The 15,830-nt window shown below is 33.5% G+C and carries 11 protein-coding genes; 5 read left to right on the top strand and 6 right to left on the bottom strand.

Annotated elements, in window-relative coordinates; genetic code table 11:
• Positions 1 to 339: 339 nt before the first annotated feature.
• A complete protein-coding gene (locus tag Q0845_RS14435; protein WP_298514501.1) occupies positions 340 to 2,457 on the top strand; it encodes a glycoside hydrolase family 3 protein in 2,118 nt (705 codons plus the stop codon).
• Positions 2,458 to 2,664: 207 nt separating this feature from the next.
• On the opposite strand, the gene Q0845_RS14430 is transcribed toward Q0845_RS14435, so the two are convergent.
• Entirely contained in the window at positions 2,665 to 4,083 is a 1,419-nt protein-coding gene (locus tag Q0845_RS14430) for a thioredoxin-like domain-containing protein (protein ID WP_298514498.1), read from the bottom strand.
• 193 nt (positions 4,084 to 4,276) lie between these two features.
• Between Q0845_RS14430 and Q0845_RS14425 the strand changes: the two genes are divergently transcribed.
• Complete coding sequence (locus Q0845_RS14425; RefSeq protein ID WP_298514496.1) at positions 4,277 to 5,908, top strand: ABC-F family ATP-binding cassette domain-containing protein; 1,632 nt, start codon at positions 4,277 to 4,279, stop codon at positions 5,906 to 5,908.
• A 129-nt stretch (positions 5,909 to 6,037) separates the two neighbouring features.
• Here Q0845_RS14425 and Q0845_RS14420 read toward each other — a convergent pair whose 3' ends face one another.
• The 3 genes from Q0845_RS14420 to pheT all read right to left on the bottom strand — a co-directional run bounded on the left by Q0845_RS14420 (position 6,038) and on the right by pheT (position 9,475).
• On the bottom strand, positions 6,038 to 6,190 hold the full coding sequence (locus Q0845_RS14420) for a hypothetical protein (protein WP_298514493.1): 153 nt from the start codon (positions 6,188 to 6,190) through the stop codon (positions 6,038 to 6,040).
• 73 nt (positions 6,191 to 6,263) lie between these two features.
• The gene (locus Q0845_RS14415) at positions 6,264 to 6,686 is read right to left on the bottom strand and encodes a hypothetical protein (RefSeq protein ID WP_298514490.1); all 423 of its coding nucleotides are present in this window, start codon (positions 6,684 to 6,686) and stop codon (positions 6,264 to 6,266) included.
• A gap of 356 nt (positions 6,687 to 7,042) precedes the next feature.
• On the bottom strand, positions 7,043 to 9,475 hold the full coding sequence (pheT, locus tag Q0845_RS14410; protein WP_298514488.1) for a phenylalanine--tRNA ligase subunit beta: 2,433 nt from the start codon (positions 9,473 to 9,475) through the stop codon (positions 7,043 to 7,045).
• Positions 9,476 to 9,700: 225 nt separating this feature from the next.
• Between pheT and Q0845_RS14405 the strand changes: the two genes are divergently transcribed.
• Positions 9,701 to 10,147: a GNAT family N-acetyltransferase gene (locus Q0845_RS14405; RefSeq protein WP_298514486.1), complete on the top strand. Its 447-nt coding sequence runs from the start codon at positions 9,701 to 9,703 to the stop codon at positions 10,145 to 10,147.
• A gap of 60 nt (positions 10,148 to 10,207) precedes the next feature.
• The gene (locus Q0845_RS14400) at positions 10,208 to 10,900 is read left to right on the top strand and encodes a hypothetical protein (RefSeq protein WP_298514484.1); all 693 of its coding nucleotides are present in this window, start codon (positions 10,208 to 10,210) and stop codon (positions 10,898 to 10,900) included.
• Between the two features lie 22 nt (positions 10,901 to 10,922).
• On the opposite strand, the gene Q0845_RS14395 is transcribed toward Q0845_RS14400, so the two are convergent.
• Complete coding sequence (locus tag Q0845_RS14395) at positions 10,923 to 11,648, bottom strand: LytTR family DNA-binding domain-containing protein (RefSeq protein ID WP_298514481.1); 726 nt, start codon at positions 11,646 to 11,648, stop codon at positions 10,923 to 10,925.
• A gap of 6 nt (positions 11,649 to 11,654) precedes the next feature.
• Positions 11,655 to 12,710, bottom strand: coding sequence for a sensor histidine kinase (locus Q0845_RS14390; RefSeq protein WP_298514479.1), 1,056 nt, complete (start codon positions 12,708 to 12,710; stop codon positions 11,655 to 11,657).
• 248 nt (positions 12,711 to 12,958) lie between these two features.
• On the opposite strand from Q0845_RS14390, the gene Q0845_RS14385 reads away from it, so the two are divergent.
• Positions 12,959 to 15,373 (top strand): outer membrane beta-barrel family protein, encoded by a 2,415-nt coding sequence (locus Q0845_RS14385; protein ID WP_298514477.1) that lies wholly within the window; start codon positions 12,959 to 12,961, stop codon positions 15,371 to 15,373.
• Positions 15,374 to 15,830 lie beyond the last annotated feature (457 nt).

The raw sequence follows: 15,830 nt of genomic DNA, 5'->3' as shown, positions 1-15,830 counted from the left end.
TGGATACTTCCGAGACGCTTTTTTTTATAGGATTTTTTGTAATGTAAATACAGAGATTTGACACTTCAATGGTTAATTTATATTCATGTTTATTGGTCTTTATAATCTGCTAGAAAATAATTGACTAGTGTAAAAGTATTTTTGACAATTTTTGATCATTCTTAGTCATTATAGTACATTTTTCATAGGTAGTTTTTCCTTATACTTGTATCAATCTTGACCAAGAATTACAAAGCCATACCTTAAAAACTTTTTACAATGAAGAAGTCCTACAAACTTTATTTTTCCCTTTGTTTATTAATTATCCTCAGTTCCTGTACTGAAAAAAAGAATCCTGTAATGAATATTGTATCTGAATCCAAACCTAAATTTGAATCACCTATAGCTGAAGAAACTGCTCAAAAGAGAGCCGATTCTATTGTAGCGCTTATGTCTACAGATGAAAAACTGGATTTGATAAAAGGACACAATGGTTTTTTTATAAAAGGATTTGAAAAATATGGAATGCCAGATATTTATTTGACAGATGCTTCGCAAGGAGTGCACATTCGCGAATCTTTCTTGGGATCTGACTTATCTGAATACGCATTACCAAAATCTGTTGCTTTTCCGAATACCTTATGTTTAGCGGCTACGTGGAATCCTAAAATTGCGCGTACGTATGCAAAGAGTATTGGCGAAGAATGTAAAGCCGCTGGTATTGGTGTATTATTAGGTCCAGGAATGAATATCTACAGAAATTCACAGAATGGTAGAAATTTTGAATACATGGGCGAAGATCCGTATTTGGCAGCTAGAATGGTTGAACAATATATAGTTGGTGTTCAAAATACAGGCGTAATTGCTACTTTGAAACACTTTGTTGCCAATAATACAGATTACAGACGTAGAGCTTCCAATACCATCGTAGATGAAAGAACACTGCACGAAATTTACATGCCAGCATTTAAATCGGGAGTAGATGCCGGAGCACTGGCTGTGATGACTTCTTACAATTTAATTAATGGAGAATGGGCTGGACAAAATGATTTTGTAATCAACTATTTGTTGCGTGAAAAACTAGGTTTTTCAGGTTTAGTGATGTCTGATTGGTGGAGTATTAACGACTGTAAAGCGTTGGTAAATTCGGGTCAAGACTTGGAAATGCCAGGCGGCGAATCGATGGCAAATTTGAAGAGTTATGTTGAAAAAGGAGAAGTAGATATCAAAAAAATAGACAAAATGTGTGGCAGAATTATAAAAACGCTCGCACAGATGGGATATTTGGATGGTCCGATAAAAGACACGACATACTTAGAAAAGTTTGAAGTACATGAACAAGTAGCGTTAAAAACTGCTCGTGAAGGAATTGTATTATTACGAAATGAAAACAATGTATTGCCAATTTCGAAAGACAGCAATAAAAAAATACTACTTACCGGAATTTATATCGATGAGGTTATTTATGGTGGTGGATCAGGAGAAGTAAAAGGCTATAATAAAGTAACGATGCTTGATGCTTTGCAAAAAGTATATCCAAATCTTGAATACAAACCAGAAGCTACTGAGGACGATCTGAAAAATGCAGATGTTGTCATTGTCAGTGTTGGAACATGGGATTGGGAAGGTTGCGACCGAAGATTTGCACTTACTACTGAGCAAGAAGAATTAGTTCAAAAAGCTTCAACATTGAATGCAAATACAATGGTGGTTGTCAACTCTGGAAGCGGAATTAGAATGAGCGATTGGAATAATGTAAAAGCCATTGTTTATAATTGGTATCCAGGACAAATTGGTAATGTAGCACTTGCAGAAATCCTTACGGGAATCACCAATCCAAGTGGTAAATTACCGATGAGTATTGAAAAAGAATTTAAAGATTCGCCAGCTTACGGCTATGTGTCGGAAGACACTGCTTTTTTAAGTGATCATGAAAAATATTTAGACACAAGCATTCCAGAATCTGAATTGAATCGTTGGAGCTTTGATACGTCTATTGATGAAGCAAAAGACCTTTTATATAATGTAGAATATAAAGAAGGAGTTTTGGTAGGATATCGTTGGTATGACACAAAAAAGATTGCGCCTTTATTTCCATTTGGCTACGGTTTGTCGTACACAACATTTGCATTGGGCAACATAAAACTTTCTTCCAATGAAATTGCAAAAACGGAAACACTAAAGGTTACGGTAGAAGTTGCGAATACAGGTAAAGTAGATGGCGCAACAACAGTTCAACTCTATGTAGGAGAACAAAATGCAACGGTAACACGTCCAGTAAAAGAACTCAAAGCATTTCAAAAAGTATGGTTAAAAGCAGGAGAAAAAAAGCAAGTAGATCTTTATTTGACTCCTGAATCTTTTTCATATTGGAGTGCAGACACCAGAGATTGGGAGATTAATGCAGGAAAATTTACAGTATTTGCAGGACAATCATCTGCCAATATTGAAGCTGAAACGGTAGTGACAGTTCACTAGTTGAAACCATTTTAAATACAAACAAAAAGCATCTTAGGAATTCCTAAGATGCTTTTTTGTTATACAATGGTGTATGTTTTATAGTATCTACTGACTTTAGAATTCAATGTATAGAACAAAATGTATAGAAATAGTATGAGTAACTAAATCACGTTAACACTTGTTATTATTTTAATCTAAAGTAGAGATGTGATTGAAAATGTGTGATTATTTCAATTGATCGTTTAAATTAGTGTCATAAATATTAGCAAATGCATCTATAATATTACCACTACGATCGGTGATAATGAGCTTATTAATGCTAATCAAAGCGAAGTCGCGAATTACATTTTCTCTTTTTCCAATTCGGTATTGTCTGCTCTTAGGAAATTCGAATTCTTTTACTTCTCTCTTCCAACGTTTGTGATCTTCATCCAAACTAATCCCTACAATATTTAAGTTAGGATGTTGTTTTGCGATGTTTTTTATTTTTTCTGTAATAAATCGCTTATGACGCTTTTGCTTTGAAGTCCAAAAGTAAAATAGTGTCTTTCCGCGCTTAGAATTTAAACGATTTACTGGAATGCGCGTGTGTTTATCGTCATACACAAAAATTTGATTGGAGAAATTATTTCCAGATTGTAAACTCTTAATTCCGTTGTGTAAACTTGTAATTTCTTCTTTCGACTTGCTATCTGTCGCTACTGTTTGATACATTTTAAAGAACTCATTATTCTTTATGATGTTTTCAGTATTGTTTCTAAAATATGAATAGGCAGTATAACGAAGCAATTCATTTCTCAAATACGGATACGTCACTAAACTGTCAATAAGATGCAATTTATTTTTATTATATGTCAAAGAAGTATTGATAGGTTTATTGCCTTTCCACGACTTTTGCAAGCATTCACTATATGATGAATTGTTGATGTATTGCATGATGTAGCGCGCATACGGACGATAATAACTCATGGTAGAATCGTTCATATCAACCTTCGACTTATACTTATAAAAAGCATCTACAATCTTTAAGGAAGAATCTTTTTTCTTACGATTGTAAAATCTATTTTGATAGGTTTCACGATATCTAAAGTTTCTATATTGAATTGCTTTATCTGTAAATGTTTTAAATCCTTGAGAAACATTTGGATTTGCCGCTAAAAATTTGCGTTGTTTTTCAAGTTTTATGTCTTGTAACGAATCTATTTTGTTAAGAAATTTTTCACTATCCAATCGTGTGTATTGATAAATTGGTCGTTCGTGACTAGAATTTAAGAGATATAATTCAATATAAAAATTATTTTTTTCAGCACCTTTTCCGGTAAAAACTAAAGATTCATCAAACTTAAATGTATTCAAACGCAACAACAAACTGTCGCCCTTTTCTAAATAAATATATTGATATTCTGGATAATGATAAAACTTATAAAGTCCGTCTTTAAGGTTTTTCAATTTACCCATAAAACGGTTGTTATCGTCCAGTTTCAGAGAGTCTACGAACTTTCCTTGATGATATAGAATCACATATTCGTCACCTGGATTGATAATTTCTCCACCAAAATACACGATATCTTCCGTGCTTGTTTTTTGGGAGTCACTACAACCAAAGCAAATTAATATGAGTAATAATGGGGTAATATATTTCATAGCAATTTGGTATCCTCTTTTCGGATTTTAACAAAACTAACCATCACAAATGCAATACGGTGTTAATAGGCTGTTAAAAATAACTGTCAAAACGTTAAGACTAACCGAAGTAAAATTTGTTGTAAATCTTAGTAATATTCAATCTAATTCTTACTTTTGCGCAATATATAAAAAAGTTTAAAAAACGAAAAGAATGTTATCTGTATCTAATCTATCTGTTCAATTCGGTAAACGCGTCTTATTTGACGAAGTAAATACAACGTTTACAACAGGGAATTGTTATGGTGTTATCGGAGCTAACGGCGCTGGTAAATCCACTTTTTTAAAAATACTATCAGGAAAGATGGACGCTACTTCTGGGCACGTACATTTAGAACCTGGTAAACGTATGTCTGTTTTAGAACAAGATCACTTTGCATATGATGATCTTCCTGTATTGGAAACCGTAATTATGGGAAATAAACCATTGTTTGCGATTAAAAAGGAAATGGATGAAATTTATGCGAAAGTAGATTTCTCAGATAAAGATGGCGAGCGTGTAGGAGAGTTGCAAATTGAATTTGAAGAAATGAATGGATGGAATGCCGATTCAGATGCAGCCGCTTTATTATCGAACTTAGGAATTTCTGAAGCCAATCACTACTCATTAATGAATGAATTGGATGGTAAACAAAAAGTACGTGTATTATTGGCACAAGCTCTTTTTGGAAATCCTGATGTATTGATTATGGATGAGCCTACCAATGACTTGGATTTTGAAACCATTAATTGGTTAGAAAATTTCTTAGCAAACTATGATAACTGTGTCATTGTGGTTTCGCATGATAGACACTTTTTAGATGCGGTTTGTACACATATTTCAGATATCGATTTTGCAAAAATAAATCACTACAGTGGTAACTATACGTTTTGGTACGAAAGTAGCCAATTAGCAGCGAGACAACGTGCGCAACAAAACAAAAAGGCAGAAGAAAAGGCGAAAGAATTGCAAGAATTTATCATGCGATTTAGTGCCAATGTTGCAAAATCTAAACAAGCAACATCTCGTAAAAAAATGTTGGAACGTTTAAAAGTAGAAGATATCAAACCTTCAAGCCGTCGTTATCCTGCTATTATTTTTGACAGAGATCGTGAGGCTGGAGATCAAATTTTAAATATAGAAGGATTAAAAGCTTCTGTTGATGGCGAAGTGTTATTTCAAAATGTAGATATCAATCTTGCAAAAGGAGATAAAGTTGCCGTTATTTCAAAAAATTCACGTGCAACGTCTGCTTTTTATCAAATTATTAATGGAAATACTGAAGCTGAAGCTGGAACTTACAAATGGGGAGTTACCACATCACAAGCATACTTGCCAGTAGATAACTCTGAATTCTTTGATAATGATATGACATTGGTTGATTGGTTACGTCAATGGTCAAAAACAGAAGAAGAAAGAGAAGAAGTATTTGTTCGTGGATTCTTAGGGAAAATGATTTTCAGTGGAGAAGAAGCTTTAAAAACGGCACGTGTACTTTCGGGAGGAGAAAAAGTACGTTGTATGTTATCGCGTATGATGATGATTAGAGCGAATGTATTAATGCTTGATGAACCAACAAACCACTTGGACTTAGAAAGTATTACTGCATTCAACAACTCATTAAAAAACTTCAAAGGAACCGTATTGTTTACAACACACGATCATGAGTTTGCACAAACGGTTGCTAACAGAATCATTGAATTGACACCAACAGGTGTAATTGACAGATACTTAACGTTTGATGATTATATGAATGATAAGAAAATAAAAGAACAACGTGAAAAAATGTACGGAGTAGGCGTATAATTCACAAAAAGTATAGCACTAAAAAGTCCCTTGAAATTATTTCAAGGGACTTTTTTTATAAGTAATATATTCAGTAATTTACTGAATAATCGAAATTTCTATTTACTTTTTATTGTAAAAATGAACGTACTAAGGTAATCTGCAAATTCCGTTATAACATGCATACGGATAATCACAAGGCCTACGATGACTACAAAAACGAGGTGCTCCACCAATAATGTTTCGTTGTCCATTTTTATTAATAAAACTAAATCCGTCGAGATTTGAGATTTTATCTAACATAACTTACTTTTTTTCATGAGGTTTAAATGTACAAAAAAAATATGTATTAAAAAGTATGGTTTTTCCTTATTTTTTATCTGTATATCTCTAATTCTAACGTACTAGAACTAAGATAGTGTATTTTATAAAGCATATGGCGTCGTTTACTGTCTAAAACTAATATTGAATTGCCATCAATAATTTTGATGCTCCAAGTTCCTTTTTCAAGTTCTGTAGTAGTAGTACGATTTCTATTTCTAACATTATTGTTAGTCTTTATAAGTTTACTATTATAGTTAGCACATCGTCTTGGTCTTTTTGAATGTGGTATGCTAAATGATTGATCGCGATGTAGCGTAAATTGAAAACCTCTATTTTGATTTTTCTTGAAAACAGAAAATACAATGATGCCATCAGTATTAGAAACTTGATACCAAGTATTCCCTGCTAATTTTTCTGTGTTAATTTGACCAAATGCAAACGTGCTAACGAATAGTAAAATGTAATGTAATTTCATGTTCAACTCAGCACAAAAATAGTACCAAGGATTCAGAATCAGTTTATAAAACGTCACTACGAGGAGTTTACGACGTGGTAGTCTGTTTCTAATGAAAACGGTATTTTCTTTGAAGTAGATTGCTTCACTTCATTCGCAATGACGAATCAAAATAAACTGTTACATCGAGTGATTTTCTAAAAGAAAATAGTATCGAGATGTACTGAGCAAATCAAAGCGATTCTCTATATAATTTTTCTACATTTCATTTCGAAAAATCGCTCGAATTGACGGTAGAAGGATCAAAAAAAACGCTTCCTACCGAAGTAAAAGCGTTTCTATATATTTTTAAATCATCAAATTAGCATATCAAAATGCTATCTCAATTCAGCACCTAATTGTTTTTCAAAACTCTGCTGTAATTTATTCATAATCTTATCAATCTGCTTATCTGTCAGGGTTTTGTTTTCATCTTGAAGCGTAAAGCTTACAGCGTAACTTTTCTTTCCTTTTGGTAAATTATCACCAGCATACACATCAAACAAACTTACTTCTTTCAATAAGTTACGTTCGCTTTGTTTGGCGATGTTATCAATTTCTGCAAAGGTTGTTTTCTCATCAATCAACAAAGCAAAATCTCTACGAACTTTCGGGAATTTTGGAATGTCTTTAAACTTAATCTTTCTGTTTTTTACAACTTGAATGACATTATCCCAATTGAAATCAGCATAAATTATTTGTTGTTTGATGTCAAAAGCTTTGGCAACTTTACGTTTCACAATTCCAAAATCAACCAACTTAATTTTTCCTAAACTCAAGCTAATTCCTTCAGATAATAAATCGTTCTTTACAGGCGCAACTTTTAATGAGTTGATTCCCAAACGAGATAAAATAGACATTACAACTCCTTTTGCATAGAAAAAATCTGTAGCAACAGGCTTGCTTTGTGTCCAACTTTCTGAGTTAGTATTTCCAGTAATGAATACTGACAAATGCTTGTGTTCTTCACGATTTCCTTCACTGTATGCGTGATAGGTTTTTCCGAATTCGAATAATTTTAAATCATTACTTTTTCGGTTGACATTATGTGAAATTGCTTCCAATCCGGAGAATAATAATGATTGACGCATTACTGACAAATCATTACTCAACGGATTCAACATTGAAATATTATGTTCTGCTTTTAACTGCTCTGAAAGTTCAATATAAGAAGCATTTGTCAAGGAATTTGACATGATTTCATAAAATCCTTGCGAAACCATTTGTGTAGCAACTACATTTTGTAATTTATAATCTTCCAGTCGAGAAGTATTCGAAATTGACGTATGCCACTTTTCATCAAATTTGATGTTGTTGTAACCGTACACACGCAAAATTTCTTCAATAACATCAGCTTCACGTTGCACATCTACTCTGAAAGCAGGAATTGTCAATCCTAATCCAGCATCTGTTACCGAATTAATTTTGATCTCTAAAGAAGACAAAATATTTTTGATGGTTTCTCTTGGCAATTCTTCACCAATCAATTTGGTAATATTTTCGAAAGAAACACGGACTTGAAAGTCTTCAATTTTTGTTGGATAACTATCAGAAACATCGCTTGTAATTTCGCCACCAGCTAATTCTTGAATCAACAATGCAGCTCTTTTCAAAGCATATTCCGTAATATTTGGATCAATTCCTCTTTCAAAACGGAACGAAGCATCTGTGTTCAATGCATGACGTTTTGCTGTTTTACGAATAGAAATAGGATTGAAATAGGCACTTTCTAAGAAAATATTAGTTGTATTCTCAGTCACACCAGATTTAATTCCACCAAAAACACCAGCAATACATAAAGGCTTTTCCGCATCACAAATCATTAAATCATCTTCATGTAATTCGCGTTCTATTTCATCTAAGGTGGTAAACTTTGTGCCAGCTTCTAAGGTTTTTACGATGATTTTATTTCCAGAAATAAAATTCGCATCAAACGCATGCAATGGCTGTCCCAATTCGTGCAATACATAATTCGTCACATCAACTACATTATTTTTTGGCGTCAAACCAATCGCTTTCAAACGATGTTGCAACCATTCTGGCGATGTTTTTACTTGAACTCCAGAAATTGTCACACCACAATAACGCGGTGCTAAGGTTTTATCTTCCACATCTACATCCACTTTTAGAGTTCTATTGTCTACTCTAAAACTACTGGTAGAAGGAGTAATTAATTCTAGGTTGATATCTTGTTGTAGTAAACCAGCTTTTAAATCTCTGGCAACTCCGTGGTGACTCATTGCATCAGCTCTATTTGGCGTCAATCCAATTTCAAACACCATATCATTTTCGATGTCAAACACATCGCTTGCTGGTGTTCCTGGCACTAGAGTTTCATCCAAAACCATAATTCCATCATGACTTTCTCCTAAACCAAGTTCATCTTCGGCACAGATCATTCCGTTAGAAACTTCTCCACGAATTTTCCCTTTTTTGATCTTAAATCCTTTTCCTTCCGCGTCATATAAAGTCGTCCCAACCGTTGCTACAGGTACTTTTTGTCCAGCAGCTACATTTGGTGCGCCACACACAATTTGTACAGGTTCTCCTGTGCCTAAATCAACGGTAGTTACGCTGAGGCGATCTGCATTTGGATGTTGTACACAGGTAAGTACATGTCCGACAACAATGCCTTCCAATCCGCCTTGTACAGATTCATATTTCTCAATGCCTTCAACTTCTAGCCCTAAATCAGTTAAAAGATCTCCCGTTTTTTCAGCGTCCCAGTCAAGTTGAATAAATTGCTTTACCCAATTGTATGATATTTTCATTAGTATTCGTATTGTATAGTCCGCAAAGATAAGATAATGCGGTAAGTTGACAAATAAGTTTGTGCCTGATTTTAGATTGATTTGCTTTTAGAATCAAGACTGCTTTATAGTTAGTTAGTATGTAGTTTATATAGAAATCATCTTGTAAATCCTTTGAATGATTTTGACCTTGAAAAAGAAAATTGTAGTTTTAAAATTGTACTTTATTTTAGACTACTTCAAAACATGATAAAAATAGTAAGAACGAATTCTGAAAATCTGGAATTCAAAAAACTAGTGCAATTACTGAATTCGGATCTTGCAAAGAGAGACGGGAAAACGCATCCTTTATCTCAATTCAATGACATTTCCAATGTAAATTATGTGGTTTTAGCATTGAAGAATGACAAAGCAATTGGCTGTGGAGCAATCGCTATATATGATTTGAATACTATGGAAGTTAAAAGAATGTATGTTTCGCCCGAAGCTAGAGGGCAAAGAATCGGAGAAAAAGTTTTATCTGAATTGGAAAATTGGTCTAGAGAATTAGGAAGCACCAAATGTGTACTCTTTATGGGCTCAAAACAACCTGAAGCAAGCAAACTTTATCAAAAAAATCAGTATCATTTAATTGAAAAATACGGCAAACTAAAGGATATTCCAGACAGTATTTGCCTTGCAAAGGAGTTATGACTATAATAGCAAATGCACAATACGAATATCAACCCTTAGCAGCAATTACAAAGAATTAAAATGGGAGTACGCATACATTTTTATAAAAACAATTCTGGAAAAGAAATCGAAGATTTAATTTTAGAACACTATTCTGACTATGCTCAATGGTATGTTAACAGAAATGAAGCTTCAATTGAAGAGTTTGACGAAATATACGGAACGGTTGAGTTGATCGACTTTTTTTCTAATAATAAAACCATTGATAACAATATAAATCATCTTGATAAAAAGATTGTTGATGAAATGACAGTTGGCTTTGTAGTTGAATATTCAGAATACAACAAAGTATTAGAAGGTTTTGGTCCGATGATGAATAAATGGAGATATCAAAAAAGTACTAAACTAGTGTTAGAAACAAAAGATGATGAATTTATTAAACTTTGGAAATATCTAATTTATGGACGTTCTTTAAAAGCATCTGAGGAATTTAATAGTTATACCAACGATTATAAAATTGGATTTTTATCATTCAAAGAACATTCAAAATTGGAAGAGTTGATCATTGATTATTTTGGGGATTTAGAAGGAATGAAAGAAAAATATTGGACAGATTCTGAAAAGGAAGAACTCGAAATTGCAATCCAGAATTCTGTAAACGGAGTGTATTCGTTATCAGATCATAATCCTATAACTTCTGGTCTTGAATATGTTTTGGAAGCTCTAAATGAAATGAAAACTGGTGAAATGGAATTAATAACTGTAATAGAATAAAAAAACAAATACATCTACCATTCTAAAGAATCAACTCCTTAATCTTATTGGCATAACTTCTACTTACTTTGAGTTTTTCGTTGTTTTTCAGAATCAAAATGTAGCTTTTTCCATATTTAGAAACTTCTTTGACTGCAGTCAAATTCACAATAACACTTCGATGAATGCGCATAAATTGCTTCGGATTCAGTTTTTCTTCCAATTGAGAAATTCCGCGATTGCTTAAATAACCTTCGCTAGTATCATAGATTTTAGAATAACTACCATAGGCTTCAATATACATGATTTCTTCGGTGGCAAGGGTTACGTATTTGGTGCCTTTTTCCACAATAATACGATCTGGAAAATCTGACTTGGAAAGTATATGTTCATTGGCTAATGGCGCAATTTGACTTGGCGAATTGTCTTTTAACTTACCAATAGCAGTATTGAAACGATCTTTTGTGTACGGTTTCAGTAAATAATCCACTGCGTGGACTTCAAAAGCTTTGAGCGCATATTTATCATACGCAGTACTAAAAATAATCGTTGGCAATTCATTCAAATGTTCCAACACATCAAAACCTGTCAATCCAGGCATTTGAATGTCCATAAACACCAAATCGGGTTGAAACTTATTGATAATTTTAATCGCATCCACACCATTATTGGCTTCTCCAACAAGAATCAACTCTTTATGGTCCTCCAAATATTCTTTGATCAATGTTCTTCCTGACTTCTCGTCATCAACTATGATTACCTTTTTCATGAGCGCTTATAATTCAAAATATACTTTAAGTCCAGATGGCAGATTGTCAGAGAATTGTAAAGTAGAATTGTACATTTTTTGCAAACGTTTCTGCGTATTACTGACACCTACACCAAGATTAAAAATACTGTCTTTATTCTTCATTCCAACTCCTGTATCATTAATTTCAAAAATGAGTTTTTCATCTGCTTCTTTAATAATAATATCAATTTCTCCACCTTGTACCAACGGAGAAATTCCATGCTTTACAGAGTTTTCTACCAAAGGTTGGAGCAGCATTGGCGGGATTTTTCGCGATAATAAATCTTTTGGAACATTGATATTAATTTCGAGGCGATCTTCAAATCGGCGCTTCTCTAATTTCAAATATTTATTCACAAAATCGAGCTCTTCTTCCAAGGTTACCAAATCTTCACGACTGGCTTTTAATTGGTAACGGAATAAATCGGCGAGTTCTGCAATCATTTCGCGAGTATCTTCCATTTCTTTCGGAACACTGGCGTTGATCGTATTAAACACATTATATAAAAAATGCGGATTCAATTGTGCTTTTATGGCGCTCAATTCACTTTTTAAGGCAGTATTTTTCAATTCAACTTCATATTGTATTTTCCGTTGATTGATCACATAATGTTCATACGCATGCAATAATGAAAATTGAATTAGGTAAATCAACATCGGAATGTACAAATCCCAAACTTGTCCAGTGCCAGTTAAATGAGTAAACCCTAGCGCTTCGCATATATAATAAAACACCTTCCAAGCAAACAATATAAACAATGGTAAACCCAATAAATGTAATAATAATCGCTGCGATAGCTTCCAATTTTTGAATAATTTGAATACGATCATCCAAATAATAGCAGTAACAATAAACATGATTGAATACTGAAGTCCGGCATGATCAATCCATTTTTCAATACTAAAAAAATCAGCGGTAGTTCTATATTTTACAGGTGTATTGAACAATATTGCAAAATGATATACTAAGGACAATAAAAAATACAAACCTGAAAATACAAGCAATTCTATAGTTTTAATCCCAAAAATACGTTTGTTCATAATAAGTTTCTTTTTCAAAGCGATCGCAATATGTAGCTAAGCAAACATCAATATAACGAATATACTTTTATTAATAAGTTATTTCAAAACTAGCAGTATTCGCTTGTATATCAAACAAACTTTTAACGAGTCGCCCTATACGCTTACGAATGGTCCTTGGGCAACTCATATGCGATTTGGGTCAACTCGTAACTTATACATTGTATCGCGCAAAAAGACATTGCATATTTGTTGAAAATTAAAACATCATGAAAACAACGAACATTCTCCTAATTTTTGTATCACTCTTCTTTTTTTCTGTATCGATGTATGGTCAGAACAAAGAAACAACATTTGTGAAAGGAAAGGTAATCTCTGAAAAAAATGAGAGCTTACCTTTTGTAAATGTATTATTGAATACTTCCGATGGTACTTTGGTAAAAGCCACCATTTCTGATGTAGATGGAAATTTCAACATAAAAAACATACCACAAGGAACTTATGTATTAAAAGTTTCTTTTGTAGGATATGAAACAATTTCAAAAGAAATCAACGCTGTAAGTTCAGAAACGAATATAGGAAGCATTCAGATGAAAGTTTCTTCAGAATCTTTGGATGCAGTGACAGTTGTGGCCGAAAAACCAATTATACAGGTTGAACCTGATAAAACCGTTTTTAATGTCGCAAATACTGTGGGAAGTGCAGGAAATAACGGACTTGAAATTCTGCGAAAAGCACCTGGCGTACGCTTGGATAATGATAATAATGTCATAGTAGAAGGAAAAACAGGCGTGTTAGTCTACATAGATGGACGTCAAAGTTTTTTAGCAGGAGACGATCTCACCGCATATTTACAATCGTTACAGGCAGATACGATAGAAAGTATTGAAATTATTACGCAACCATCTTCCAAATATGATGCGGCTGGAAATGCAGGAATCATCAATATAAAACTCAAAAGAGAAAAAGGATTGGGAACGCGCGGAAGTGTGTCTAGTACGGTAACTGTTGGTGATTATGCACGAACAAACAATTCGGTATCTGTCAACAGCCGATTTAAAAAATGGAACTTTTTTGGAACCTATTCTAACTTTTTAGGACGTTCTACGAGTTTTATAAATTTATATAGAACGCAAGGCGATAAAATTTTCGATTCACAAGCAGATAGTGAAAATGAATCGTTTAGCAATAACTTTAGAACTGGAGCCGATTATTATCTGTCTAAAGAAAGCATTTTAGGAACTGTAGTTACTTTAAATTTCCGCGATGCAGAATCAACTTCAAACAACATCACACCAATCATTGATAGAAATACGAGTGTTATTGATAGCATTTTGCGTGCGCCAAATAGTTCTGAAAACAACAGTTTCAATCTAAATGCCAATATAAATTATCGTTATAAAGATACGCTTGGGACGAGTTTTAGTGCCGATTTAGATTACGGACGTTACAGTCGCGATCGTTTCAATAATCAGCCAAATTTCTACACAACACCAACAGGAGAAGTGTTGAATGCAAATATTACCTATCAGGAAACTCCGATTGATATTGATATTTATGCAGCAAAAGTAGATTATGGACAAAAATTAGGAAAAGGATCTTTTGAAACTGGAGGAAAGGTATCAAAAGTAGTGACGGATAATACGTTTAACTTTTTTGATGTGATAAATGGTGCAAATAATCTAAACTTAAATCGCAGCAATCAATTCGAATATGATGAGGAAATTTATGCGGTCTATACAAAATACAATTTCGGAATCAACAATTGGAAATTTCAAGCAGGTTTGCGAATGGAACACACAAGCTCAGAAGGAAGATTGACAGCAGAAAATACGGCGCAAAACCAAGTGGTTTCTCGAAATTATACAGACTTTTTTCCTTCGGCAGGAATCTCATATCAAGCCAATCCGATTAACTCTTTCGCATTGAGTTACAGCCGACGCATTCAACGTCCAAATTATCAAATCTTAAATCCGTTCGAATTCCAATTGGACGAACTCAGTTTTACACGTGGAAATCCGTTTTTACAACCGCAATACACAGACAACTTTAAACTATCGCATACGTATAAATATACCTTAACTACGAGTTTTAGTTATTCGTACATCTCAGACTTTTTTGCCCAAGTAACAGAAGCTGTAGGAGAGAATAGAAACTTTTTAAGCACTCGAAATGTTGCTGATCAACAAGTATATAATTTAAGTGTTTCGTATCCGTTTCGAGTGAACGATTGGTGGCGTGCGTATGCAAATGTATACGGTTCGTATAGCAAGTATACTGCAACAAATCCGGCGTTTATCTCTATAGACCAAGAAACCTTCGGATTTTATGCACAAAACACCTTTTCATTACCAAAAGATGTAAAACTAGAAGTAAGTGGTTGGTACAGCAGTCCGTCTATTTGGGGCGGAACGTATGAAACGAGAAGCTTAGGCTCATTGAATATTGCAGTACAAAAATCATGGGGAAATTGGACAGGAAAAATCACAGCCAATGATGTCTTATATACAATTCCATGGCAAGGAATGACACAATTTGGAAATTTGCGAATTGATGGTAATGGAGGAAGCGACAGCCGTAATATCAACTTTTACCTAAGATATTCGTTCGGAAATAGTGATGTGAAAACAGCTAAAAAACGTGATGGGAGTTTAGAAGATGAGAAAGGGCGAATTGGGAATTAGTTTAGAGCGCTTTGCTTTTAGACCGCTTACGCTGTTAGATATTAGATCGCTTCGCTTTTAGATTTTTTATTTTGAATACTGAATACTGAATACTGAATACTGAATACTGAATTTTAAATTGATTCACTAAATATTTTCAAAACGTCAGATCGAGTGAATTTGTAAAACAAATTAGTATCGAGATCTACTATGAATTAGCTTTTTTTGAGATGTCATTGCGAGGAAGTATGAAGAAACAATATGTTTCAATAAAATTCTGGCAATGACATTTTGTTAGATCGCTTACGCTTTTAGATTTTTTATTTTGAATACTGAATACTGAATACTGAATACTGAATGTTGAATTTTAAATTGATTCACTAAATATTTTCAAAACGTCTGATCGAGTGAATTTGTAAAACAAATTAGTATCGAGATCTACTATGAATTAGCTTTTTTTGAGATGTCATTGCGAGGA

The sequence above is a fragment of the uncultured Kordia sp. genome (genome assembly GCF_947489565.1).
Lineage (GTDB): Bacteria > Bacteroidota > Bacteroidia > Flavobacteriales > Flavobacteriaceae > Kordia.
This window is presented reverse-complemented; position numbering and strand designations above follow the sequence as displayed.